Genomic DNA, 26,082 nt, shown 5'->3' with positions numbered 1-26,082 from the left:
GGGAATTCTGATACTATTTAAAGAAAGTGGCATGAATTATTTAAGGGGGCTTTACAATGAAAGATTTACAATCAGTAGAAGAATTTACAGAGCTTAAAAATAGTCCGGAAAAACATATTTTTCTTTTTTCAGCACAATGGTGTGGAGACTGTCGATTTATTGAACCATTTATGCCAGAAGTAGAAGCTAAATATGATAACTATACATTTGTACATGTGGATCGAGATAAATTTATTGATACATGCATCGAATTAGACGTATTTGGCATTCCAAGCTTTATTGCTTTTGAAGGCGGAAAAGAACTAGGCAGATTTGTAAGCAAGGATCGAAAAACACAAGAAGAAATTGAAAAATTTATTGAGTCTTTATAAAGGAATGGTGCGTATTTATTACGTGCATAAGTGAGAAGCAGTTTAAGAAGATTTGTTTACGTTAAAAGGTTGTCTCCCATAAAAAATATAGCGTAGGAATAACATAGTTTCCTGCTATATTTTTCTATTTGAGATAACCTTTTTCCATTGATTTGAATAAAATTCATTATCAAAACGATGAATATAAGATGGGATAGAGTATAATAAAAAAAATGACACCTAATAGGACGGAAGTGAAGCAAGAATGAAAATGACCAGTAAAAAAATGAAGGACATGCTTAAACAACGAATTAATAACGAGGATCGGACATTTACTTTTGATAGTAAAAAAGATCTGGTACGCATAGAAAGCAAGCAGACAGGCAAGGGCGTTACGGTCTCTTTACCTGAAATAATTGCAAAATGGGAAACACAAAAAGAGAAAGCAGTAGATGAGATTGTTTATTATATTGAGCATGGATTAGGAGCAATTGAAAAAGATAGCAAAATAGATGGGAAAGAGAAAAAAATCTTTCCAGTTATACGTTCTACTTCTTTTCCACAGCAATCGAATGAAGAGATTCCATTTATAACAGATGAGCATACAGCAGAAACAAGAATATACTATGCCTTAGATATGGGAAACACGTATCGTCTCATCGACGAGAAATTAATGGAAAAGGAAAAGTGGACAAAGACAGCTATTAAAGAGATGGCTCTCTTTAACGTAAGGTCGCTACCAACTAGTGTAAAGACAGACAGTGTTGCAGGAAATATCTTTTATTTTATAAATAGTAATGATGGCTACGATGCAAGTAGGATATTAAATGATGCATTTTTAAAAGAAATGGATGAACAGATGGAAGGAACAATGACTGTTGCTGTGCCACATCAGGATGTCCTTATAATTGGAGATATTCGAAATGAAACAGGGTATGATATACTTGCCCAAATGACGATGAGCTTTTTTGCAAGTGGCAGAGTTCCAATTACTGCATTATCTTTTCTCTATGAAAATGGAGAATTAGAGCCAGTGTTTATATTAGGGAAAAATAAAAAGCGCGAAAAATAATCGTATGAATGTAATCAAATCGATGCATAAATTACTTTTGAATGACATCTAATTGAAATGTTTTTATATTAAAATAACATGCATGTAGGTTGAAAGATACCATGGAGAAGAGGAACACCATTTCCTTTGATGAAAACGGGGAAATTACCCCGTTTTACTTAATTAAAAAGAGAAACTTGATGAAAGGGCAATTAGGAATCAAAAAACTTTCAAATCGTTTCTCTTTTTTTGTAGATGACTCTCATTATACGAATCGATGTTTAATTTTTTGTTTAGTCTCTTCCTGAATAGGGAAAGGAAGAGATGTTAAAAAATAGTGCTCGAAATTCTGAACATAACTGTTAAAATAGTAATGAGATTTGAAAGAAAGAGTGATTAAGTGTGAATTGGTTCAAGAAAGTATTTAAACAGTTTGTTAGTGAAGAAGATGAGCTGAACCAAATTGAAGAAACGGTAGAGGTATACGATCAACCAAACAAGGAATCAACAGCATGGAAAAAAGAGATGGATTCCAAAGTTATTTATCAATATCCGAAAGGAAACTTTCGCTTTCCGTTAATTCCAGATGGGGATGAAGACGATAGGAAGGAAATAGAAAGGAAAACTAGAAGAGAGAAAGCAGGACAAACTTTCGCGGATGAAAGACAAGATAGCAATCAACCATTTAATCGTCCATTAAAAGAAGAGCCTAAAAGTAATCCGAGGGAAAATCAAACATCCAATACATATAGTTCTAATCGACCTTTTAAGCCGACAGAAACAATTTCTCCTATATATGGATATAATCGACCGGAACGAAAAGAAACGAGTATTACGATACAACAACCAAGAGTAAAAGAAGAGATTGAATCTCCGGTTGAATCGGCTACTATCCAGACAGAACAAAGGCAGAATGAGGAATTACTTGCATGGAATGAAATAGTGAATGATAAGATAGCTGTAGCTCAAGAACATCCTACATCCACTCAGGAAGTAATCGAGCCAATTAATGAGCAAGAGGAAATACTTTCTCTGTTTACAGAAGAATGGTTAGAGAGTGAGAAAAACTTGCAAAATAAGGATAGTGGGGATAGTTCACTAGAAGCGGAAGAAATAGTGTCACCTGAAATGGATGATGAAGTTATTACACAAACTGAAAGTTTAGTAGAAGAGCAAGAACAAAACGATCAGCCGATTTTGCTGAAAGATTTGGAAATTGGGGAAGAAAAAATTCCTGAGCAAAATAAGGAAGAAATCATTGGAGCAATTGAAGAAGAAGCGCGAGAGACAGAATTACAAGAAAAAGAAAACAAGAAAGCAACTGCTTCTAGAAAAGGTCCATTGCCTTTTAATGTATTGATGCTAAATAAAGATAGACAGTCATTGGCTAATAAAAAAGTCGAAAATAAAGCCTATGAGAAGCCGCTTCAGCAACCGAAGTTGGAAGAAGAAACCACTTCTATGCTAGAGAAGGATATGGAGAACCATCATGATTTACCATATTACGTTTTTCCAGAAGAAAATTTATTACATCCCCCTATTTTGCAAATAGAAAAGGACGGCTGGATTGAAGAGCAGACACTACTTTTAAATAATACATTTACTAACTTTAATGTTCATGCAAAGGTAGTAAATGTAACACAAGGACCCTCTGTGACACGATATGAAGTACAGCCTGAGCCAGGAGTTAAGGTTAGTAAAATTACAAACCTTTCGGATGATCTAAAATTAAGCTTAGCTGCTAAAGATATAAGAATTGAAGCACCAATTCCTGGAAAGCATACGGTAGGAATAGAGGTGCCAAATCAAAGTAGCCGACCTGTGCTAATAAGAGAAATTTTGGAAAGCGATGAATTTAAAAATTCATCTTCTCCTTTAACTGTAGCTATGGGATTAGATATTTCCGGTAAACCAATCGTAACAGATTTACGAAAAATGCCACATGGCTTAATCGCTGGGGCAACTGGTTCTGGGAAAAGCGTATGTATAAATACAATGCTTGTTAGCTTGCTGTATAAGGCAAAGCCAGAAGAATTAAAGCTATTGTTAGTGGATCCTAAAATGGTTGAGTTGGCACCATATAATTATGTGCCGCATTTAGCTAGTCCCGTTATTACAGATGTAAAGGCGGCAACGGCTGCATTAAAATGGGCTGTAGAAGAGATGGAAAGAAGATATGAGTTATTAGCACATGCCGGGGTTAGAGACATTACTAAGTTTAATCAACTAGCTGATGAACATAAAAGATACAGTGACAAATTGCCTTATTTAGTTATTGTGATTGATGAATTAGCGGATTTAATGATGATGGCACCAGCAGATGTAGAAGAAGCAATTAGCAGAATAGCTCAAAAAGCAAGAGCGTGTGGAATTCACCTTTTGATTGCCACACAGAGACCTTCAGTTGATGTTATTACCGGTTTGATTAAGGCAAATGTGCCGACACGAATCGCTTTCTCAGTCTCCTCTCAAATTGATTCACGAACCGTAATAGATATTAGTGGTGCCGAGAAGCTATTGGGTAAAGGAGATATGCTGTTTTTAGAAAATGGAACATCAAAGCCAGTACGATTGCAAGGTACCTTTGTATCAGATGAAGAAATTGATCAAGTAGTGGCCCACGTTAGAAAAGAAAGAAAACCTGAATATTTATTTGAACAAGAAGAGCTGTTAAAAAAGGTCCAAATGTCTGAAGAAGAAGATGAGCTATTTTATGAAGCATGTGAATTTATTATTGAACAAGGTGGTGCTTCAACATCTAGTCTTCAAAGGAACTTTAAAATTGGCTATAATCGGGCAGCAAGGCTGATTGATATGATGGAAAAGCAAGGGTTTATATCAGAAGCAAGAGGAACGAAGCCTAGAGAAGTATTAATCACAGAAAGTGAATTAATACAATTGCAGGACAGTGAATGAAAAAAGGCTGTTTTCTAAAGGATTGTACTTTTTTAATAAAAAAGAATTAGTTAAAAAATAGAGCAGCCGTTATACCTAGACTTAATGGGAGAGTAGCGATCCACTTTGAGACCCTGCAGAAGCGATTTTAGTGCGAGCCCTGCGGAAAGCGAAGTGTATTTTAGACTTGGGGATAGAGTAACATCTTTACGAAAAAGCTATAAGAAAAGGCATTTGGTTAAAAATGTCATACATTGGAAATGTATTGTTGCGTAGTTTTTCAACTTAAAAGATGATATAATGAATAAATGTGAAATAAAAAAGGAAAAAAAAGTTAATGTTTAGCGAGAACATGAATAAATGCTAAATGAGAAAAAATAAAATAAAATCAAAATTGCATACATATAAATGCAATTAGCAAATTGAATGAGGATATCATATACTGTTAAAAGATATGCGTAGTTGGAGGTTCTTTATATGACTATTTACCACTTCGTAGGTATAAAAGGGTCGGGAATGAGTGCATTAGCACAAATTTTACATGATATGGGTTTCGAAGTACAAGGATCAGATGTGGAGAAAACATTTTTCACTCAGGTTGCTTTAGAACAAGCAGGAATAAAAATTCTTCCTTTTCAACGAGAGAACATTAAACCAGGAATGAATGTGATTGTTGGGAATGCTTTTCCTGATACACATGAAGAAGTAGAAGAAGCAGTGAAGCTAGGACTTCCAGTTATTCGTTACCATCGTTTCCTTGGCGATTTTATGAAGCAATTTACAAGTATAGCCATAACGGGTGCGCATGGTAAAACATCGACGACTGGGTTACTTTCACACGTAATGAAAGGTGCTAAGCCTACTGCGTATTTAATTGGTGACGGAACGGGTAAAGGGGTAGTAGGAGCAGAATATTTTGCTTTTGAAGCTTGTGAATACAGAAGACATTTTCTTTCGTATTTCCCTGATTATGCTGTAATGACTAATATTGATTTTGATCACCCAGATTATTTTGCTAATGTGGATGATGTATTTTCTGCCTTTCAAGAAATGGCATGGCAAGTTAAAAAAGGAATTTTTGCTTGTGGAGATGATGAACATCTGCAAAAAATTCAAGCGAAAGTACCGGTAGTATTTTATGGATTTGGTGACGAAAATGACTTCCAAGCAAGGAATGTGGAGAAAACAACGGAAGGCACAACGTTTGAAGTGTATGTACGTAATACGTATTACAATACATTCTCTATCCCGACATTTGGTGATCATAATATCTTAAATGCTCTATCGGTGATCGCGCTTAGCCATTATGAAGAATTGGACGCAGAAGTCGTGAAAGAACGTTTAATGACATTTGAAGGTGTTAAACGAAGATTTACAGAAAAGACAATCGGTACACAGGTAATTATTGATGACTATGCCCACCATCCTACAGAAATCAAAGCAACGGTGGAAGCAGCACGTCAGAAATATCCTGATCGTGAAGTAGTTGCTGTATTCCAGCCACATACATTTTCGCGTACACAAGCGTTTCTTCAAGAATTTGCAGACAGTTTGAATTTGGCAGATTCTACCTATCTATGTGATATATTTGGTTCTGCCCGTGAAAATCACGGTAAGCTAAGCATAAAAGACTTAGCAGATAAAGTACCGGGAAGCAAAATCATTTCCGAAGAAACGATTTCTTCATTAAGTGAACATAATAACAGTGTCATCTTGTTTATGGGCGCAGGCGATATTCAAAAATATCAAAGTGCTTATGAAAAAACATTAGAATAGACAATAGGACTCTTAGCTTCATATTTAAGAGGGGAAAGAAAGGGATCAGAATGTTAATTCTGATCCCTTTTTTGACAATTTATACGGATATTTTAAAAACCAAATGTTTAGAATTTCAATATCATTACTTTAAATTCTCTGGATTCAATGCTTCTAATTCTGGAATGACAAACTTACCATCTTTTCTGATGAGCACATCGTCAAAGTAGATTTCTCCGCCACCATAATCAGGACGTTGAATATTTACCATATCCCAGTGGATATTGGAGTTATTGCCATTATAGGCGTTATCGTAAGCTTGTCCTGGTGTAAAGTGGAAGCTTCCATCGATTTTCTCATCGAATAAGATATCTTGCATCGGATGTAAAATATATGGGTTTACTCCAATAGCAAATTCACCAATATAACGAGCACCTTCATCTGTATCCAGAACTTTGTTCAATCTTTCTGTATCATTTGAAGTTGCTTCAACAATTTTTCCATCTTCGAACTTTAAGCTTACATTTTCAAAAGTAAAGCCCTGATATGGGGAAGGTGTGTTATATGTTAGTACTCCATTGATTGAATCTCGTACAGGAGCAGTATAGACTTCACCATCTGGGATATTCATTTGTCCAGAACATTTTATTGCAGGAATATCCTTAATAGAGAAGGTTAAGTCTGTGCCAGGACCAGCTAAACGAACTTTATCTGTACGATTCATTAACTCCACAAGGGCATCCATTGCTATATCCATTTTCCCGTAATCTAGATTACATACATCGAAATAGAAATCCTCAAATGCATCTGTGCTCATTCTCGCAAGCTGTGCCATGGATGCACTAGGATAACGTAGGACAACCCATCTAGTTTTTGGCACACGAATTTCTCTATGTACCTTTTTACCAATTGTCGATCCTTCAATCTTCATTCCCTCTGCTGGTACGTCTGCAAGTTCATTAATGTTATCGCCAGCACGAAGCCCAATGTATGCATCCATATTACGCATTACATTTGCTTCAAATTGTGCCATCATTTCATATTGCTCTTCTTGAGCTCCTAAAAGCAAGGAACGATTAATATCATTGTCTTTTAGGGAAACAAATGGGTAACCTCCAACAGCGTATGCTTCACGGACAAGGGCTTTTACAAGCTCCTTTTGAAGTCCAAAGTTTTCAATAAGTACTTTTTCTCCTTTTTGTAAACGAACAGAATAATTAATTAAATTTTTTGCTAGTTGATCAATGCGTGGATCTTTCATATGTACCTCCAAGTTTTATAAATGTGATAACTTTCTTATTGTACCCGAAAAAATTTTTTCCTTAAATATAAACGGTTATAAAAAATAAGAAATAAGAAAAAAATAATCAGAATCGGACTCTTTCTATTATTTTTCTCCACAAACATGGTCCCGTAGTAGAGGAATGGAAAGGAATCATTTGTTTCTGTAAGTTTTTCCAATTATAATAAAACTAAGGTTTTAGTCATAGCGATTGTGGGAAAAGACCAATAAAGTGGAGGTGCGATAAGGATGATAAATCTTTTATATTTAAGTGTAGCTTTAATAGCTATAGCATTTACAATTCTAGTCATTTATGTTGCTAGAACATTGAAATCACTACATATCACGCTTGATAGTGTTTCAAAAACACTTGTCGGGTTAGAAAGGCAATTAGATGGCGTTACAAGAGAAACAACAATTTTATTACAAAAAACGAATGATTTAGCTACAGATATTCAACAGAAATCGGAAAGTTTAAATTCAGTCGTAGATGCAGTCAAGGATGTAGGAACAAGTGTACAAGGTTTTAATCAGTCTGTTCAAACGATTACGCAAAATGTAGAAAATACACTTACGAAAAATCAAGATAAAATAGCTCAAATTGTTCAATATAGCAAAGTATTTATGAATATTAAAGATCAGTGGCAAGCTAGAAAGACAGAACAAAATCGAACGCGAGTAAGAAGTAATTAAAAGGAGGATGTTTAATAATGAAGCGAGAACAAGAAATAATCCATGCAAATGAAAACTCAAGTACGAAGGATTTTCTAGTCGGTGCCATTTTAGGTGGGGTTGTCGGTGCAGCTACCGCTTTATTTCTTGCTCCAAAGCCTGGAAAAGAATTGCTTCATGATTTGAACGGACAAGCAGGAGCTTGGAAGGATAAAGGAATTGAATTAACGGATACTGTAAAAGAAAAAGGCACAGAGTTCATTTCCATTGCGAAGGATAAAACAGACAAGATTAGTAATGTAGTAACAAAAACTTCTAGTGATATTATGGATAAGGTGAAAAGTACGAAAGCACAAGATAATACTTCTGATCATTTTGATGAACTGAAAGAAGAGGCATCTGATTTAAGTACTAGTTTAAAAAGCTCGGAATTTGATGAAATTCAACAAAAACTAGCAGAAACAAAAAAAGCATTTGATGAAACAGAAAGTAAATACAATCATTGATAAGGACGATTTGTATAAAATATCGTTAAAGTTTGCAGTCTATATTACCATTCGCTTTCTACGCTAAAAAGAGACAGTCTTTTAAGTTAAGCTACATGCAGAAAGCCAATAGGTATATAGGCTGTTTTAAGTAGATTGATTCCTTTCTAGAACCCTTTCGATTAGTTAAAGAGTCTTAGGAAAGCTATTTAAGATAAAGGATGGTTAGAAATGAAAAAAATAGACACTGTTGAAAAATTTGAAGGTCTTGTTCAAAGTAAAGAGATATTTTGGTTGGTTAAGCATAGCTTGACATGTCCAATTAGTGCGAATGCTTTTGATGAATATAAACAATATGCGGAAGATAATAAAGAAATCGCTACATACTATTTAGCTGTACAAGAATCAAGAGCATTATCTAACTATATTGCAGAAAATTATCAAGTAAGGCATGAATCTCCGCAAGCGTTACTTTTTGAAAACAATCATATTGTTTGGCATACATCACATGGAAAAATAACGGTAGATTCTTTACAAAAAGCTGTGATAGAAAGATAATGTAGGGTAGTCCTAGCGATTCAGCTAAAGATAAGTAAAAATCAAATTTTACATAAAAAGGAAGTCGGAAGATGGTAGTCTGACTTCCTTTTGTAATGTTAAATGATTTATAACCGTTTATTTGTCTTTATTCTAACTTCCTGTTTTAACAGGCCAAACGATTGAAAGCTTATCGTCTTTTTTTATAGGGGTTAAAAAGGTTGCACGTTCTCCGTTTCGTAAAAGCTGAAAAGATCCCCCGCCGTTTTGAGGCATATTAATATTTACAAAAGCGAATAAATCTTGAAATAAAAACCCCTCAAATGGTTTTTGCTCTATTCTAATGTCATCTCCACTGTATAAAAGATCATCCAGTTGTAGAATTTGTCCCTTTCTTTGTATTTGTGCTAATTGTTTTGTAAGGGTTATTTTTTTGTCATTAAAATAGACAGGAAGTATTTGGTACATTAAAATTTGTTTTTTTTCTGTTAATTCTTGAACAGTTGGTGTTTTTCTTTGTTCTAATATAATTTCATCATTATGTTCAAAATACTGACTTATACGACAAGGCAAACCATTCTTAATAATTTTTCCAGAAAAAGCAGGAAGAATCGTTTCTTTTCCGTTTATTAAAAGTTGGAATGGCTGAAGTTCATCAATAAGATGGGTTAAATTTAGTGATTTTAATGCCTCATGAATGGTGGTATCTGCGTGATACACGATGATATCTTTATCTTCTACTTGGTAATCACTTGAAACAGCTTCTCCATTGCATACAATCTTAGAATGAATCGTATAGCTTTTATTATTAATCATAATATTTTTGTCTGCTTCTGTATCAATTAAGTCCTTTATTTGAACAATTGCTTGTTCTCCATCCTTCCCACAGTAAACGGTTAATGCTTCTCCATCCTCCACTGTATCTTCTAATGAGCAAGGTATTTCATTTCTTAAAATAGTTGGTCCTTTGCCATGACTTCCTGGAATAGTTATTTTTTGATTATTTATCGTAACAATCATAGCATTGCCTGGTTTTCCATATAGCTGGGTCATCTTTATGCCAGATGCCAAAAGACAATCTCCAACGGTTAATTTATTTACTTCAAATAATCTGACAGGTTGTTCATTAATATAAACCGTTTTATATTGGACTGGCATTTTTTCAGCTGTAATAGCGATTCCAATTGGTGTTACAAGCTCTGGTCCAAAGTGGAAGGACTTTTCAAAGGTTAGTTGGGTGATAGCATCGATTCCTCTTATTGCAACTCTATTAGCAGGCAAATTTAGCATTTCTGCAATCTTCAACTGTAATGCCGGCGTTTGGCTTCCGCCACCAACTAGCATTACTGCTTTAGGTGATTTGTGATTATTTAACGAAAGAATTTCCCTACAGATGGTATCTGCCAATTTATCTAGTGCTGGCTCGATTTCTTTAATAACCTCTTCTTTATGTAATTCAGTCGTGAATCCAAGGATATCTGAAATCTCAATATGATCATTTTGAGATAATTCTCTTTTCGCCTTCTCTGCCAGTGGAAAGTCTAATAAATATGCATCACTTAGTGCCTCGGTTATTTCATCTCCCGCAACGGGGACCATTCCATAGGCAATAACAGTACCAGAATCAGTAATTGCTATATCGGATGTTCCAGCCCCAATGTCTACTAAAGCAACATTTAATCTTCTCATGGAGGGGGGTATAAGTACATTGATGGCTGCAATTGGTTCAAGCGTTAAAGCTTGCATTTCTAAATCTGCTCTATGTAAAGCAGCTATCAGGGATTCGACAACAACCTTAGGTAAAAAAGTAGCGATAATTTCTACTTTTGCAATTAAACCTTGCTGGTCAATTAAGCTACCCATTTCTTGATCATCAAGAGAATAGTGGAGAACAGAATAGCCAACACAATAATAAAATTGTCCTTTATCACGTTCATTTTTTTCTGCAACAGAGCTTTGAGCTTGCTGCACAGCAGTCAATTCCAAATGTAATATATCTTCTTTTGTAATTAACGGTTTTCTTTCTATGTTCATTTCATAAGATGCTCGTTCTGTCTTTAAAGCTCTTCCAGCAGCTGCAACACTAACTTTTTCCAGAGGGCCATGTTTTATTTCTAATTGATTTTTAATTTCTTTAATAATTTTAGATACGGCTAATACGTCATGAATTTGACCATCTAACATTGCTCTTTCTGTATGTTCAATGGCTAAAAGGTCAGAAACATGATATTTGTCTTCTTTCTTTTCTAAGATAATACCGACAACGGAGCGAGTACCAATATCTAATGCAAACAGTTTTTCATTATTTTGCACAGAAAAACACCTTCTTTTTTATTTAAATATAAACTCTTGTTCAAGGCAGAATCATTTATTAACATATTAATTATAACGCTTTAACGCTTAAAAGCGTTTAATTATTAAAGAAAAATAGTGACAAGGCGATAAATTTGATTTATAATTAATCCAATTAAAAGAAATGTAACATATTTTTGTATTTGTATAAAGAATCTAGGCAAATTGTATAATGGAATTATACGGTTTTGGTCTTTTTTAATGAAGGGATGAGGATGATTGTGAGCAATAAGGAATTGGAAGAATTACGTAATCGTGTAGATGAGCTAAACTTAGAAATTTTAGAAAAAATTAATGAGCGTGCAAGCCTTGTTCAAAAAATTGCGCAAACAAAAGATACCCACGGTGTACATCGATATGATCCAGTCCGTGAAAGAAAGATGCTTGATCATATTTTAAATAAAAATAATGGTCCATTTGATAATGGAACTATTTCTCATTTATTTAAGCAGATTTTTAAAATGGGCTTACAATTACAACAAGAAGATGATAGTAAAGCATTATTAGTATCACGTAAGAAAAAGGCAGAGGATACAATTGTTGATATTAAAGGAACAAAAATTGGTGATGGTACGCCAAAATTTGTGTTTGGTCCTTGTTCAGTTGAATCTTATGAGCAAGTAGCTCAAGTTGCTGCATCGGTGCAAGCAAAAGGGCTAAAGCTTCTTCGTGGTGGTGCATTTAAGCCGAGAACATCTCCTTATGATTTCCAAGGCCTAGGTGTAGAAGGTTTAAAAATATTAAAAAGAGTAGCAGATGAATATGATTTAGCAGTAATCAGTGAGATTGTGAGTACGGAGCATATCGAAACAGCTCTAGATTATATTGATGTCATTCAAATTGGTGCACGTAATATGCAAAACTTTGAATTATTAAAAGCAGCTGGTAGTGTGAAAAAACCAATTCTATTAAAACGTGGATTAGCGGCAACGATAGAAGAATTTATAAATGCTGCAGAATATATCATGTCCCAAGGGAATGACCAAATTATCCTTTGCGAACGTGGTATTCGTACGTATGAGCGTGCAACAAGAAATACATTAGATATCTCTGCGGTTCCTATCTTAAAACAGGAAACGCATCTGCCAGTCTTTGTTGATGTAACACATTCGACAGGAAGAAAAGATTTGTTATTACCTTGTGCAAAGGCAGCTTTAGCAATTGGAGCAGATGGAGTAATGGCAGAAGTTCATCCTGATCCTGCAGTAGCATTATCTGATTCTGCACAGCAAATGGACATTGAACAATTTGATGAATTTTACCGAGCAATACAATCTACACCGTATGTAAGAGTTTAAAGCTCTAGTAGAATAGGTAAAGAGTCCCGTTCGTGTTAAACTAACATGAACGGGTTTTTTATCTTTTAAACGGGTAAAGAAAAACTATGTAATATAAATGATTACTTATACATCAATAGGATAATTATTTATATTTTTCTCGTTTTTATGGTAAACTGAATGGAAGAATGCTCAAATAAGGTTTTATTTTACTAAATGACGAAAAAAAGTCGATTTTTTTGAAAAAAAATGAAAGCTTGTCATTGCGGCTTTTGCGACGATATCGTATCATTAGTACATAATTAGACAAGATTAGCTAAATAAAAATCGATTATGATTAGGAAGTAGCTTCTTGCCGTAAAATAATAGAAAGAAATTAGTTCGACTAAAAGGAGTGCAAAATAACAATGAATATAACAATATATGACGTTGCAAGAGAAGCGAGTGTTTCTATGGCAACCGTTTCCCGTGTTGTTAATGGAAATCCGAACGTAAAGCCAACAACAAGAAAAAAGGTTCTAGAAGTTATCGATCGATTAGGATATCGTCCCAATGCAGTAGCGAGAGGGCTTGCAAGTAAGAAAACAACAACTGTTGGAGTAATTATTCCAGATATATCAAGTACTTTCTTTGCAGAATTAGCTAGAGGGATTGAAGATATTGCTACAATGTATAAATATAATATTATTTTAAGTAACTCTGATCAAAATAAAGATAAAGAGCTACATTTATTAAACACGATGTTAGGAAAACAAGTGGATGGTATTGTATTTATGGGTGGTAATATAACAGAGGAACATGTTACTGAGTTTGAGAAGTCTCCTGTGCCAATCGTTCTTGCTGCTAGTATAGAGGAAAGCAAGAAGATTTCTTCTGTTAATATTGATTATGCTCAGGCTGCATATGATGTGGTGACTAGCTTTGTGGAGAAGGGTCATAAGTCTATTGCAATTGTTCTAGGATCCTTAGAAGAGCCAATCAATAAAAATGAGAAATTAGGCGGTTATAAGAAGGCTTTAGAGGCAGCTGGGATTGCTTATAATGAAGATTTAGTAATTGAAGGAGATTATACCTATGAATCTGGTATGGAATCTTTTGATAAATTAATGGAAATTGATAATAAACCAACCGCTATCTTTGTTGGTTCAGATGAAATGGCTTTAGGGGTAATTCATGGAGCTGAAGATAAGGGATATAAAGTTCCGGAAGATTTTGAAATTGTGACATCTGATAATACGAAATTAACTTTAATGGTACGTCCACAACTAACAACTGTTGTACAACCTTTATATGATATAGGGGCAGTAGCAATGAGATTGCTGACCAAATATATGAATAAAGAAACGGTGGAAGATCATATTGTAACACTTCCACACCGTATTGAATCTCGTAAATCAACAAAATAATGATTTATTAAAAACCAAAGCTGGAGAAAATTCTAGCTTTGGTTTTTTGTATGGGAAAATGATTAAGGTTTTGGGATGGTGTTTGTAATAAGGATAAAAAGAAGAGAGAATCAATGATGATTCTCCCCTCAAATATGCTTTAATTATTCTCTTTCTCACCATCATCCTTGGTTTGTTCTGCATTGTTTTGCTGGTTCTCTTGTTTCGTGTTTTCTTCATTATTTTCTTTTTTATTGTCGGATTTTTCTTCTTTTTGTTCTTCTTGCACTTTTCCTATAACAATTTCATTTGATGCTTTTGATTCTTTCCCCGCAATATCAACAGCCTTAACGATAAAGGTTCCATTACTTGCTTTAAAGCTCAATGTATTGCCTGCTTTTATGCTTTGTACCTTTTTTCCATCCTTATATACACGATAGCCAATAACATCTTTTTCATTATGTTTGCTCCATGTAATCGTATCACCTTTTTGACTTATTTTCAGTGCATTAGGTGCCTTACCATTGTCTTCAATCTTATTATTTGGAATGATAAGATTCTTCAGCTTTGGATTATTTTCGCTTAATATACTTGAATCACTAATGCGTATACCAAATAATTTTTCAATGTAATCTGGATTTAACATTAATCCTTCTTCGGCAAATTCACTTGGTGTTGAATCTAAGGCCATGTATTTTTTATTGTTAATCTCAACATATTTACCAGCAACTAAGCTATCATCCTTTTTGGATGGAACAGTACCAGATTTAAATAAATCGGTAGTAACTAACCCAGCTTTGGAGCAGCCCTCAGAAGGAAGTAGTCCAGAAATAGAACAAACAGATTGTCTTACGATTCCACCAGGCATTTTAAAGGTTTCTGAAGGATCAATGAGCTCAGGTGCTATGTCGTATGCAGCGTTCAATAAATCTGCCCATAAATAATTATTACGTTTACTGTATGATAAGCCAGATGTTTCTAATGATTTTGGTGTATCATAGCCGGTCCATACTCCGAATGTAACATTCGGATTGGTGGCAATTAACCAAGAATCATTTAAATCCTGTGTTGTACCAGTTTTTCCAGCCCAATCTGAGTGGAATTTTAAGCGGCCATTTACAGCAGCTGCTGTTCCTTGATTAATAACATCTCTCATCATATCTAATGTTAAATATGCAGTTTGTGGACTAAATACATCCACGGGCTGTACTTCATGTTGATAAATAATATTTCCATCTTTATCTTCAATTTTTTCAATCATATATGCATCAATATGTTTACCGCTATTAGCAAATGTAGAAAATGCATTTGTATTTTCTTCAACAGTTAACCCATATGAAAGCCCTCCGATAGCGGCAGATCTTGTAGAATAATCTTGTTCATCTAAAGTAGTAATACCCATTTTTTCTAGATATTTCATTGGGTTTTGCGGCATGATATCAATATATGCCTTAACAGCAGGAACGTTATAGGATTGTTGCAATGCATATCTTGCTGTTACCAACCCATGGAACCGAAAATCATAGTTGTTTGGCCATACTTTTCCTGGTGTACTAGGGTTTAACTTTAATGGTAAGTCTGGAAGAACACTACCTGGTGATAATGTGCCTAGTTCAATGGCAGGAGCATATACTAGTAGTGGTTTCATTGTTGATCCATTTGGTCTAACACTGCTTGTAGCATGGTTTGTCGCTTCTCGATTATAATCACGTCCCCCAACAAAGCTGATAATCGCTCCGGTTTTATTTTCTATTAGAATTGCTCCCGTTTCTACTGGTTCCATAATGGTTACTTTTTCATTCGTTTCTGGATCAATCACTTGTTGTGGCTTGTCTGGACCAAATAGTTGAGAGTTTTTAACCGTTTCTTGTTGAATATCATAAATTTTCTTATTAATAGTGCTATGAATTTTATAGCCATTTTGATGGATTTGACGGTCTGCAATTATGTTGTACTGTTCTGCTAATATGTCATCTGCTTGTAAGTCTTCTTTTGTATATCCGTCTTCTTTTGCTAACAGCTCAGCAATAATTTCTATACTTCTTTGTTGTATCTCAATAGTTAAAGCAGGATATTCTTCAATTGGACTTTTTTTAGGACCAATAAAATCCTCCGTTATATCATATGCTATAGCAGCTTCATATTCTTTTTTAGAAATTTTTTCTTGATCATACATTCGGTTTAAAACGGTTTTCATTCGATTTAAACCAGGTTCTAAGTTCTTTTTTAGCTTTCCTTCTTGGGTAAAAGGAGTATAACCAAATGGACTTTGCGGGAGTCCTGCAATAAATGCAGCCTGCGGCAATGTTAAGTCTTTAGCTTCCACTCCAAAGATTCCGTTTGCTGCTGCTTGTACACCAGCAATGTTTCTGCCAGAAGAATTTCTTCCAAAAGTTGAAACATTTAAGTATGCTTCTAATATTTCATCCTTGTCAAAAAATTTCTCTAGCCTCAGCGCTAGTAATATTTCCTTAGCTTTTCTTTCAAAAGATACTTCATTTGTTAAGATTTGATTCTTTATCAATTGTTGTGTTAACGTACTTCCTCCTGATTGAGTGGAAGTGTTAGCAACTTCTTGAAATAATGCACGGAAAATTGCTTTTGGGACTACTCCGTTATGGGTATAGAAATTTTCATCCTCTGTAGCAATCACAGCATCCTTTAAATAGGATGAAACATCTTTAATTTTTACTTCTTCTCTTTCAAGGTCAGTAGGAACTTTTCCTAGAAAATCATTGTTGGCAAAGTATAGTTCGGATGTTTCTTCATAATTGTAAATTTCTTTTTGCATGGAAGCATAAGGACGAATTGGCTCATCTTTAACAAGTGATGCAAAGTATCCTGCACCAATTCCGAGGCCAAATGCCCCGCCTATCACGATAATAATGATAAACAGCAAGGTAACATTCCATGTTACCTCATAGGTTACACGGGCTCCTTTTATTGTTCTTTTATTGGTGAAGAAGTTTTTAAAATGGTTTAATGCATTTTTCCACTTCGGCCTTTCATTCATGTATCATTCCCCCTAAAATCACATACATTATAGCATAAAGAAGAAGGGAATATAGACAGAGTTCGGTATTTTTCCTCTTTTTTCGAATAATTGTTTGACATTAATAGCTTTACTATGGTAAAAATAAGCTAACTATATATTGATTCGTTATTGCTTTGAAGGGAAGAAGTAGTTCTTTTATCACTAGAAACAGAGAGCCATTGGTTGGTGGAAAATGGTATAAATAAAAGGATGAATTACCTCCTGGAGCTTTCACTGGGAAAATTGCGCATATTTGTGTATTAGTAGCAGTGAACGGTAGAAACCGTTATTCTAATTAAAGTGGAGAATCATTTTCTCAAGTTTTGGGTGGTACCGCGCTAATTTGGCGTCCCTGCATTTAATTGCAGGGACTTTTTTGCGTTACCTATCAACAATAACGAAAAATATGATAAGTACAACTACTTATAATTAATGGAGGAATATAAATGAACTTACTAGAAGATCTTCAGTGGAGAGGGATTATTTATCAACAAACAGACGAAGATGGCTTGAAAGAGCAATTAGCAAAAGGAATGACTAGTTTGTATTGTGGAGTGGATCCAACTGCTGATAGTATGCATATTGGCCATTTACTGCCATTTCTAACATTAAGACGTTTTCAAAATGCTGGGCATCGACCAATTGTATTAGTCGGTGGGGCAACTGGTTTAATTGGAGACCCAAGTGGAAAAAGCGAAGAAAGAAAGCTGCAAACATTAGACGTTATTGGACACAATGTGAAATGCTTGCAATCTCAATTAGAAAGAATCTTTGATTTTGATGGAGCAAATGGTGCAGTAATGGTTAATAACTATGACTGGGCAGGGAAGATGGATATTGTAACCTTCCTACGTGATTATGGAAAGCATATTGGTATCAATTATATGTTAGCAAAAGATACGATTGCGAATCGTTTGGAAACAGGAATTTCCTTTACAGAATTCACGTATACGATATTACAAGCATTGGACTTTTTACATTTATATGAAAACCATGATTGCAAATTGCAAATTGGCGGCAGCGACCAATGGGGAAATATTACAACTGGATTAGAATTAATTAGAAAGAATATGCCAGAAGGTGCAAAGGCCTACGGGTTAACGATACCTCTTGTAACAAAAGCAGATGGCACTAAGTTTGGGAAAACGGAAAGTGGAGCAGTTTGGTTAGATCCTGAAAAAACAACTCCATATGAGTTTTATCAATTTTGGATTAATACTGCCGATGCAGATGTAATTAAATATCTAAAATTCTTTACTTTCCTTTCAAAAGAAGAAATAGAAGCATTAGAAAAATCGGTACAAGAGGAAGCACATCTACGTAAGGCACAAAAAACATTGGCAGAAGAAATGACAAAATTAATTCATGGCGAAGTGGCACTTGAACAAGCACAAAAGATAACTGCAGCATTGTTTAGCGGTGATATAAAAAACTTAACTGCAGAAGAAATAAAACAAGGTTTTAAAGATGTGCCGACATATGAACATAAAGAGGGAGAAGCCCTTCTTGTAGATTTACTTGTAGCAGCAGGGATTGTATCTTCGAAAAGACAAGCGCGTGAAGATATAACTAATGGAGCTGTCTATATTAATGGGGAACGGAAACAGGCATTAGATTATGTCCTGACAGAGGAAGATCGGATTGAAGGACAGTTTACTGTCATTCGACGTGGAAAGAAAAAATATTATTTAATTAAGTTTTAAAGGGAAATGCCTCAAAAGGATTACTTTTGAGGCATTTTTTTTATGAAAGGGAGAAACTGTATATGCTCAAGCTAAATATTCAATTGTGAAGGTTCTATCTTATTGCTTCCTCTTTTTCTAATGGCAACATTTTGTTACAAAATATTGTCTAAAATGTGAAAAAGATATATTTTCTTCCAATTGCAATCTGTTTATTCTATAAAATGATTTATACTTATAGACATAAACAATTAATTAAGGGAGGGAGAAACGGGTAGATGTAGAATAGATTTACCTCTCCTGTATAAGCGATGAAATTAAACAGTGAAGTATTAAATGTACCGTCTCCTTTTTTAGAGTATATAGTAATGCGGATGTTTATGATGAAGTATTATGAAAAAGACCATTACTCCATTGCCTTCCAGTACCCTTTAAGCCATTTTGAAAGCAGTTATGTAATACCGGAATTTCAAATGCTTTTCGATAAAGTAAGATGGAAAAATAATGTTGTGACTCTAACTAATTTGCGTCAAGAAATATACGATCAAATAGTAACAAAAGTAAAACGCCGGGATATTCGTTCCTCTTATTTTGCGATAATAAATTATATAGAGAAACAGATGAAAGTCGAGGATCGAATGGATGTCTTTCCGACAATCCTAACTGGTGATCTCGTTTCGCCAGAATGGAGTCTAGGTGTTCAAAATGAGGGAGTTATAGAGTTATTCAAGAATCCAAGGGTTTTAGGTGAGAGGGAGAGCTATACTTGTGAAAAGAACAATATAGAATTTCAAAAGATAATATCTCAAGTAGTGCATGAATACTGGCTAGTGTATGAACAAAAACGGGATAAAACGGTTATTCAAATTAGTCTGCCAAACATTAAATACACAAGGGACTTAGAGATTAGAATAAAAGAATTGTTCTTTCCGTTTTTTCATCAAGTCCAAGTAGCGACATTTTTTTATGAGGAAGGACTTTATATTAATAATATCCTTGTGAGAAGGCCGCGAAAAAAAGAGAAGATTGATTGGGGAGCGCTGCTTTTCCCAATGGGAGAAGAAAGAGAGTTTTAATAAAAGCATCGAATAATAAATAATTCTTTTTAAGCATCTTCACTAAAATAGAAAATCCCTGATTCCATATGGAATCAGGGATTTTCTAAATATAACAATTCTATTAACGAGAGTAGAACTCAATAGTCCTACAAACCCTAGTGTTTTCAAGGCTTGAGGCGGTTATATTGAAAACCTCCCCCAAAACCTCCCCCAATATTAGAAATGTAATGCTTGGCTGAATGCAATAACTGATTCTTCTTCCATCTCTTTAAAGATGTGACCGTAAGTATCCCAAATCATTTGGGGTGTATTACCTAACCGATCAGCAATAACATTAACAGGTTGTTTCTGGCTAATCAAAATAGTTGCATGGGTATGACGTAATCCATGTGGAGTAATTCGTTTTAACTTCGTTTTTTTGATGATTCGGTCAAAACTATATTTTAATGTGTTTTCTCCGGTTGGAGTACCAGATTGATATGAGATAAAAACAAAGTCATCGTCTGAAATGTGTTTACCGAATGATAGCTTTGTCATCTTGCACCAAGTACGGTACAGTTTTAATTGGCTTACTAAAATATTATCAACTCTGATAGTCCGGTAACTATTTTTCGTTTTAGGAGTACGGGCCCCTTTTTTATCTCTAGTACGTTCAACGGTAATTTTATTATTTTCTAAGTCTATATTATTCCACTTTAACCCTAAAGCTTCACCTTTCCTCACACCTGTATATGCTAAAAGTAAGATGAGTGTGTAATTAGTAATATTCTCTAATTCCTTAGCAGCTTTAAGAAATTCATTCAATTCCTTAGCTGTGAGAAAGTTATCGTTTACCTCTTCAACTGGAATGGTTATTTTCTTGAAACGATTGCGTGGAATAATTTCATCATCCACTGCTGCGTTAATCGCAACCTTAAAGAGCCGATGAAATAATTGTACTGTACTAGGTTCATAATAATCCAAAAGTTTATTAATATATACTCGTTTATAGGTGGTCTTGTCTAATTCGGCTAACTTATATTTTCCAAGCATCGGCTTCATTTGATATTTAATAGCATTTTCTCGTTGCAATTGTGTTGTAATTTCCCAGTCATTTTTATGAGTTTCAAACCAAATATCCAGCCACTCTGAGACTGTTAAATTCGAATTCTCCACTTGCTTTACTTCACCATTGAGAATACTAGCCTTTACTTCAAGTAAGGCACGGTATGCAACTTTTTCGGACTTTAATCCCTGTTGAGACTTTTCTCTCCTTTTTCCGAGAGCATCATAATATCGATAACGGTATCCCCATAATTTTTCATTTTTAACATTAAAGTAATAGTATAAATCATTATCTTTTTTGGACTTGTATTTTTTCATGAATATCTTCCCTTTCAAACGTGGACAGACGCTTATGGGGGATTGATATTAAACGGCATCACCTCCTAAAATTTAATAATGTCATTCAAAACCATTTTCATTAACTTTTAGATTAATGGCTTTAATAGCATTTTCAATTATATTTATTATGTTTTCTGCGGTCTTTTTTTCTGTTTTAGCTAAAGGGTTAGCAGGTTGCTTCCTTAGTTTAATAATGTTCACTAAATCCGTATAAAATGATTCAGCAGTAATATCATAACCTAAATGTATTTTTAGATCAGACTCAAGCTTTTCTCTTAATGAAAGACCTTCAATGTATTCTGTAGCCCATTCAGGTTCAGCACCGTTTCTTATTATAGAGTTTGCTATTATTTGGTCTAATCTTAATTCAAGGGCATGAAAGGCTTCTGTACATACATTAAAGAATGTAACATCATCTAGTAGTTGGTCAGGAGTTTTATTTATAGTTTTCTTAGCATGATCTAGATAAGCCTCATATAGATTAATTTGAATAACTTTTCCCTTTTCTAATGGTGGTTCTTCTTTATATATTTCCTCATATTCCTCTTTTGATATAGGGTTTTGATTCTCTTTTTCTATGCCTTCAATAAAAGCTCCAAATAAATCGTAAAACTGCTTAAACTCTTCGGAATACATAATCTCTTTGGTAAGATTACTACCTTTATATTTACCCTCTAAAAATCCGGGGAATTTTTCTTCTACTTTTAATAGAGAAAACATTAATGGATTTTCTACTAAAGTAAAGAACCTTTTAACATCTTCTGGCGCCTTTTCAACAAATGAGGCCCACTGTAACTTTTTGGCATCTCCATCTGTGATTTCTGCAAGTGCCTGATTCAATTTATCACTTGCTGGAGGGGTTTTTCCATTTTGAAGTTTACTTAAATAAGGTTTTGTTGCTGCTATTCCTTGTTGTCTAAGTTTTAATGATATTTCATCTAAAGTTAATCTTGATTTTTTAATATAACATCTTAATAAATCTGCATAATTCATATCCCCACCTCTTTGATAATTATTATCTAATATTGATATAAAAATAGCAACTTTAAATGTTTGAAAAATTTCCGAGGGTTATTTTTTGCCTGATAAAACAAAGTGTTGTTATTATAAGTTTAACAAAAGTTTGATTTGTTTGTTTAATAATTAACGAATGCATTAAAAATCAATCAGAATGTTAAACAAACTATATTAACTTACGAATATGAAACAAATTAAGTCCATTTAAAGTTTTACGAGAAAATGGAGAAATAATTTGTTTTAACAAAAAAACAAAAAGCGGAGGAAGATTACATGCAAATGGCACAGATAAAAGTTGATGTTAATCAAGATGAGGTTAGAAATTATATTAATCAAAAACTAGAAGAGTCTATAGAAGAAGCGTTATTTATTTGGGATGTTGATCAAATGTCTAAACGAACATGTATGAGTAGATCAACCTTAGAAGTTGAGTTTTTACGTGATCCACGAATGAAATTATTGGAAAGAAGAAAAGAAAAAGGTAAGAGGTACTGGTTTTATGAAGAATCGAAACGTGTGATAAGAGAAATTATGAACGAATGGTAAAAAGAAGTATAGACAACTAGTTATAGAGGTAAATAGATAAATAAAAAAATAGTAGTGGACAGACGCTTAATCTATTTGCTAGTTTCAACCATTTATACTGAAAAATAAACTAAGTTTTTAACCGAATTTAATTAATTGTAATCAAGCAGAACAACAGATTATTACAAAGGTCGAATTCAATGCTCCAACATTGATTTTTAAAAATTAATACACTACCAATATATCAAAAGACCATAATTTTGATCTAGAAAATTTAAGTAGATTTTAACAATTAATACTGTACGAAATGATGGTGATATTATGAATGAAAGCCAAAGCATAAAACTAGCAAGTGATTTTTTTAATGCTTTATATGGCAAAATTAATAATGGTTTTCTTTCTTTGTGGACTTCTGAAAATAAAGAAACTAAATGGTATGAAGTTAAGGAAATAGAAACAGCTGCTTTTGATTCAACGATGTTAGCTAAGGAATATAACGTATATATTGGTGTGGGTTTACGAAAAGAACGACTTGGTAAGTATGAGAGAGGTAGAAACACGGATATTTTATATTTACCCGGTGTGTGGGTGGAAATTGATATAAAGGGTGGAAAACATGCAGCTAAGAACCTTCCAAATGAACAAGAAGCAAAAGTTATATTAGATACATTTCCTTTAGAGCCGTCTATTATGATTAATAGTGGTGGTGGATGGCATTGTTATTGGTTGTTTGATGAAGCAGTACGTATATTAACGGAAAATGATCGTGAAAGTGCTGATAGAATGCTGAAGAGATTTCAATCAGTATTCATTCGATTAGCAAAAGAAAAAGGACTTCACATTGATAATACAAGTGACTTAGCAAGGGTTTTGAGGGTTCCGGGTACATATAATCGTAAGGAACAACCGAAGTTAGTAAGCACCTTGAAAATGTCTGATCACCGCTATTCATTAATGGAATTGCGCAATGCAATCGAAGAATTGGAAATAAAAAACCCTTCAAATAACAATCATGGGATAAAAGATAGAAAGCCTCAACTGCCAGATGCAAAAGTTAAACCCATTATAGAAGGTTGTAATTTCATTCAATCTTACTTAGATAACAAAGAGAGTGCTACATATTCCGAATGGATGGCTGCACTTTCAATCGGCGCTTATTGTGAAAGTTATGAAAAGATTTGTCATGAATGGAGTGTGGGACATCCAAGTTACACAGAAAGTGAAACGAATCGAAAAATAACAGAAATTCGCTCAAAAATGAAACCAAGAACCTGCAGTTCAATTAACGAAGAGTTTGGTGTATGTAACGGTTGTAAATATTCTAATATCATTAACAGTCCTATCGCAATCGGAATGAAAAATAATATCGCTGATGCACATTCTTCCAATACAATGGTCCCATTACCTTATTTCATAGCTGGTAACAAGCTATTTAAGACTGTGACCAGAAAAGTAAAAGGGGTGGAAGTTGAAGAAGAGGTAATAGTTTCACGTATGGCTCCAAAGATAATAAAAGAGTTTTCAAATATCGAAAGAAACAGCGTTCATTATGAGATAACGTGGATGAATCGGGGGCAAGAAAAACATGAAATTGTACCGGCCAGTACTCTATCCACTAGAAAAGAACTACTAACATTAGCAGATAAAGGTTTTTCTGTAAACGATATAAATTACAAAGATTTGATTAACTATTTTGATAAGTATTTATCATTCAATGGGTTGGAACATTGCCATATGGTTGAGAGGTTAGGCCGTATTAAGAATAACTTTATTCATCCATTAGAGTCTTGTGGTGTGGAGATTGTACCTAACGACATTGGAGAACGCCAGTTACTTGAAGGGTTCGAAATAAAAGGGACTCCAGAAACTTGGAAAAATGAAGTATTGGATCGAATTAAGGCGTACCCCAAAGTGCTATTTATTGTTTTGGCTTCTTTTGCATCAGTTATTTTACACGATTTAGAAGTAAGTCCTTTTATTATAGACCTATCCGGGCCAACTTCACAGGGGAAGTCAACATCCTTACAGGTTGCTAGAAGTGTTTGGGGCAGTGAGAGCTTAATAAACGAATGGAATGCAACCAGAGTTTCCATAGAGCGTAAGGCTGGGTTCTTAAATAGTTTTCCTTTATTTATGGACGATACTCGAAAGGCTGATGAACGAATATTACAATCAGTTATTTATATGTTTAGCGGTGGTCGCTCTAAAGGTAGAGGAAGTCTAAAGGGATCACAAAGAGAAGCGACTTGGAACAATATTTTGATAAGTACTGGTGAAGTTTCCTTAGCGGATTACGCTGCAAAGGCGGGGGGTGCGGCGGCAAGGATTATCTCAATTGTAGATCAACCGTTTGTTAAAGTCGATCATCAATTTTTTTCGGATATATATAAGGCAATGAACGAAAATCATGGGGCTATTGGTGTTGAATTTATAAAATATTGGCGGGAGAAAAGGAACATTTTCATTCGCGAGTTTTATAAATTCAAAGAATTATATATGAAAAAATCGAAGGATAACGAAGTTTTAACAAGGTTAAGTCTATACTATGCATCTGTTCATTTTACAGGTTCAGTTTTAAATAAAGGTTTTAATTTTGATATAGATTTAAATACACTAGTCTGCCTTTTTGATGAAATAGCAAAGGAAAATCATGCACTGGATAAGCCTAAAGAGATACTTGAACAAATGTTATATGAGTTAGATAGTACAAGAAATGATATCTATTATGATAATCTACCTAATGATATAAAGGCCGTTTATCATCACAACACGATTTGCTTGATGCCAAGTTTCTTAAAGAAATTTCTTGGACCTGAAGAAAAAATGATTAGGCGTGAGTGGGCAAAGAGAGGGTATACCCAACAGTTTACACGAAATGAAAAAGTTGTTGATTATAAACAAATCAAGCATGGTAATAATAAATTCACTGCAGTTGTTTTGAATCCGTCTTGTATTAAGGAGTTAGGGTTTGATTTTACAATTGAAAATCCTTGCAGTACCCAAAGTACGCAAATGATTCAACAAAGTTAGATTCTGTGTACTGCAATAGATGTTGATAAATAAAGTATTTAAACATATTGGTACTCAAAGTACTCAAAGTACTCTAAATAATAATGTACATGTAATTCTCCGGAAAATGTTCTAATAAAATAATATTTTTTTATTTAGTAGAGTGATAATTAAATTAGAGTACTCTGGGTACTTTCTGTACTTTGACGAAGAAAGACTGTAACAAAAGGGTTTCATAATACTAAAATAATAAATGACTGTGTACTTTTGTGTACTCAATAGTGAATTTTAATTATTCCCAGAGAAAGTGTAATGGTAGTTTGTGGATAATTA

The 26,082-nt window shown here is 34.1% G+C and carries 18 protein-coding genes and 1 other annotated feature; of the genes, 13 read left to right on the top strand and 5 right to left on the bottom strand.

Annotated features, from left to right (window positions below):
- The first annotated feature begins 56 nt into the window (after positions 1–56).
- From ACTNDN_RS11515 to murC, 4 genes are all read left to right on the top strand, one after another.
- A complete protein-coding gene (locus ACTNDN_RS11515) occupies positions 57–371 on the top strand; it encodes a thioredoxin family protein (protein WP_031540511.1) in 315 nt (104 codons plus the stop codon).
- Between the two features lie 250 nt (positions 372–621).
- The gene (locus ACTNDN_RS11510) at positions 622–1,422 is read left to right on the top strand and encodes a DUF1444 domain-containing protein (RefSeq protein WP_284561554.1); all 801 of its coding nucleotides are present in this window, start codon (positions 622–624) and stop codon (positions 1,420–1,422) included.
- A 381-nt stretch (positions 1,423–1,803) separates the two neighbouring features.
- Positions 1,804–4,317, top strand: coding sequence for a DNA translocase FtsK (locus ACTNDN_RS11505; protein ID WP_441131273.1), 2,514 nt, complete (start codon positions 1,804–1,806; stop codon positions 4,315–4,317).
- 456 nt (positions 4,318–4,773) lie between these two features.
- Positions 4,774–6,072, top strand: coding sequence for a UDP-N-acetylmuramate--L-alanine ligase (murC, locus tag ACTNDN_RS11500; protein WP_031540514.1), 1,299 nt, complete (start codon positions 4,774–4,776; stop codon positions 6,070–6,072).
- A 124-nt stretch (positions 6,073–6,196) separates the two neighbouring features.
- Here murC and ACTNDN_RS11495 read toward each other — a convergent pair whose 3' ends face one another.
- On the bottom strand, positions 6,197–7,312 hold the full coding sequence (locus ACTNDN_RS11495; protein ID WP_031540515.1) for an aminopeptidase: 1,116 nt from the start codon (positions 7,310–7,312) through the stop codon (positions 6,197–6,199).
- Between the two features lie 270 nt (positions 7,313–7,582).
- On the opposite strand from ACTNDN_RS11495, the gene ACTNDN_RS11490 reads away from it, so the two are divergent.
- The 3 genes from ACTNDN_RS11490 to ytxJ all read left to right on the top strand — a co-directional run bounded on the left by ACTNDN_RS11490 (position 7,583) and on the right by ytxJ (position 9,048).
- Positions 7,583–8,026 (top strand): DUF948 domain-containing protein, encoded by a 444-nt coding sequence (locus tag ACTNDN_RS11490; protein ID WP_035416867.1) that lies wholly within the window; start codon positions 7,583–7,585, stop codon positions 8,024–8,026.
- Positions 8,027–8,043: 17 nt separating this feature from the next.
- Positions 8,044–8,511 (top strand): YtxH domain-containing protein, encoded by a 468-nt coding sequence (locus ACTNDN_RS11485; protein WP_031540517.1) that lies wholly within the window; start codon positions 8,044–8,046, stop codon positions 8,509–8,511.
- A 210-nt stretch (positions 8,512–8,721) separates the two neighbouring features.
- Positions 8,722–9,048 (top strand): bacillithiol system redox-active protein YtxJ, encoded by a 327-nt coding sequence (ytxJ, locus tag ACTNDN_RS11480; protein ID WP_031540518.1) that lies wholly within the window; start codon positions 8,722–8,724, stop codon positions 9,046–9,048.
- A gap of 132 nt (positions 9,049–9,180) precedes the next feature.
- On the opposite strand, the gene pilM is transcribed toward ytxJ, so the two are convergent.
- The gene (pilM, locus tag ACTNDN_RS11475; protein ID WP_031540519.1) at positions 9,181–11,340 is read right to left on the bottom strand and encodes a cell division protein FtsA; all 2,160 of its coding nucleotides are present in this window, start codon (positions 11,338–11,340) and stop codon (positions 9,181–9,183) included.
- 260 nt (positions 11,341–11,600) lie between these two features.
- Here pilM and ACTNDN_RS11470 point away from each other — a divergent pair, with 260 nt between their 5' ends.
- Together ACTNDN_RS11470 and ccpA are read left to right on the top strand one after the other, a co-directional pair.
- Positions 11,601–12,677, top strand: coding sequence for a bifunctional 3-deoxy-7-phosphoheptulonate synthase/chorismate mutase (locus ACTNDN_RS11470; RefSeq protein ID WP_031540520.1), 1,077 nt, complete (start codon positions 11,601–11,603; stop codon positions 12,675–12,677).
- Positions 12,678–13,063: 386 nt separating this feature from the next.
- Positions 13,064–14,062, top strand: a complete 999-nt coding sequence (gene ccpA, locus ACTNDN_RS11465) for a catabolite control protein A (RefSeq protein WP_031540521.1) — start codon at positions 13,064–13,066, stop codon at positions 14,060–14,062.
- A gap of 139 nt (positions 14,063–14,201) precedes the next feature.
- Here ccpA and ACTNDN_RS11460 read toward each other — a convergent pair whose 3' ends face one another.
- The gene (locus tag ACTNDN_RS11460; protein ID WP_048718571.1) at positions 14,202–17,054 is read right to left on the bottom strand and encodes a transglycosylase domain-containing protein; all 2,853 of its coding nucleotides are present in this window, start codon (positions 17,052–17,054) and stop codon (positions 14,202–14,204) included.
- 146 nt (positions 17,055–17,200) lie between these two features.
- Positions 17,201–17,432: a binding site (T-box leader), on the top strand.
- An 89-nt stretch (positions 17,433–17,521) separates the two neighbouring features.
- Here ACTNDN_RS11460 and tyrS point away from each other — a divergent pair.
- Both tyrS and ACTNDN_RS11450 read left to right on the top strand, forming a co-directional pair.
- Entirely contained in the window at positions 17,522–18,778 is a 1,257-nt protein-coding gene (gene tyrS / locus ACTNDN_RS11455; protein ID WP_031540523.1) for a tyrosine--tRNA ligase, read from the top strand.
- Between the two features lie 362 nt (positions 18,779–19,140).
- Positions 19,141–19,833: a hypothetical protein gene (locus tag ACTNDN_RS11450; protein ID WP_031540524.1), complete on the top strand. Its 693-nt coding sequence runs from the start codon at positions 19,141–19,143 to the stop codon at positions 19,831–19,833.
- 198 nt (positions 19,834–20,031) lie between these two features.
- On the opposite strand, the gene ACTNDN_RS11445 is transcribed toward ACTNDN_RS11450, so the two are convergent.
- Both ACTNDN_RS11445 and ACTNDN_RS11440 read right to left on the bottom strand, forming a co-directional pair.
- Positions 20,032–21,177 carry a tyrosine-type recombinase/integrase gene (locus ACTNDN_RS11445; RefSeq protein WP_031540525.1) on the bottom strand — a complete coding sequence of 382 codons (1,146 nt, stop codon included), beginning with the start codon at positions 21,175–21,177 and terminating at the stop codon, positions 20,032–20,034.
- An 81-nt stretch (positions 21,178–21,258) separates the two neighbouring features.
- Entirely contained in the window at positions 21,259–22,191 is a 933-nt protein-coding gene (locus ACTNDN_RS11440) for a hypothetical protein (protein WP_441131272.1), read from the bottom strand.
- 297 nt (positions 22,192–22,488) lie between these two features.
- Here ACTNDN_RS11440 and ACTNDN_RS11435 point away from each other — a divergent pair, with 297 nt between their 5' ends.
- Together ACTNDN_RS11435 and ACTNDN_RS11430 are read left to right on the top strand one after the other, a co-directional pair.
- Complete coding sequence (locus ACTNDN_RS11435; RefSeq protein WP_031540527.1) at positions 22,489–22,761, top strand: hypothetical protein; 273 nt, start codon at positions 22,489–22,491, stop codon at positions 22,759–22,761.
- A 300-nt stretch (positions 22,762–23,061) separates the two neighbouring features.
- Positions 23,062–25,770 (top strand): DUF927 domain-containing protein, encoded by a 2,709-nt coding sequence (locus tag ACTNDN_RS11430; RefSeq protein WP_051641038.1) that lies wholly within the window; start codon positions 23,062–23,064, stop codon positions 25,768–25,770.
- Positions 25,771–26,082: the final 312 nt, after the last annotated feature.

This window comes from Niallia sp. HCP3S3_B10 (assembly GCF_052064465.1).
In the GTDB taxonomy this organism is placed as follows: domain Bacteria; phylum Bacillota; class Bacilli; order Bacillales; family Cytobacillaceae; genus Niallia; species Niallia hominis.
Note: the sequence above shows the minus strand (reverse complement) of the source record. Positions and strands in the feature narration are given on the sequence as shown.

Coding starts and splice junctions, on each gene's coding strand:
- ACTNDN_RS11440 (WP_441131272.1), bottom strand. CDS start 22,191: ATGAATTATGCAGATTTATTAAGATGTTATATTAAAAAATCAAGATTA.
- murC (WP_031540514.1), top strand. CDS start 4,774: ATGACTATTTACCACTTCGTAGGTATAAAAGGGTCGGGAATGAGTGCA.
- ACTNDN_RS11515 (WP_031540511.1), top strand. CDS start 57: ATGAAAGATTTACAATCAGTAGAAGAATTTACAGAGCTTAAAAATAGT.
- tyrS (WP_031540523.1), top strand. CDS start 17,522: ATGAACTTACTAGAAGATCTTCAGTGGAGAGGGATTATTTATCAACAA.
- ACTNDN_RS11490 (WP_035416867.1), top strand. CDS start 7,583: ATGATAAATCTTTTATATTTAAGTGTAGCTTTAATAGCTATAGCATTT.
- ACTNDN_RS11430 (WP_051641038.1), top strand. CDS start 23,062: ATGAATGAAAGCCAAAGCATAAAACTAGCAAGTGATTTTTTTAATGCT.
- ACTNDN_RS11445 (WP_031540525.1), bottom strand. CDS start 21,177: ATGAAAAAATACAAGTCCAAAAAAGATAATGATTTATACTATTACTTT.
- ACTNDN_RS11485 (WP_031540517.1), top strand. CDS start 8,044: ATGAAGCGAGAACAAGAAATAATCCATGCAAATGAAAACTCAAGTACG.
- ACTNDN_RS11460 (WP_048718571.1), bottom strand. CDS start 17,054: ATGAATGAAAGGCCGAAGTGGAAAAATGCATTAAACCATTTTAAAAAC.
- ACTNDN_RS11450 (WP_031540524.1), top strand. CDS start 19,141: ATGAAGTATTATGAAAAAGACCATTACTCCATTGCCTTCCAGTACCCT.
- ACTNDN_RS11510 (WP_284561554.1), top strand. CDS start 622: ATGACCAGTAAAAAAATGAAGGACATGCTTAAACAACGAATTAATAAC.
- ACTNDN_RS11435 (WP_031540527.1), top strand. CDS start 22,489: ATGCAAATGGCACAGATAAAAGTTGATGTTAATCAAGATGAGGTTAGA.
- ACTNDN_RS11495 (WP_031540515.1), bottom strand. CDS start 7,312: ATGAAAGATCCACGCATTGATCAACTAGCAAAAAATTTAATTAATTAT.
- ccpA (WP_031540521.1), top strand. CDS start 13,064: ATGAATATAACAATATATGACGTTGCAAGAGAAGCGAGTGTTTCTATG.
- ytxJ (WP_031540518.1), top strand. CDS start 8,722: ATGAAAAAAATAGACACTGTTGAAAAATTTGAAGGTCTTGTTCAAAGT.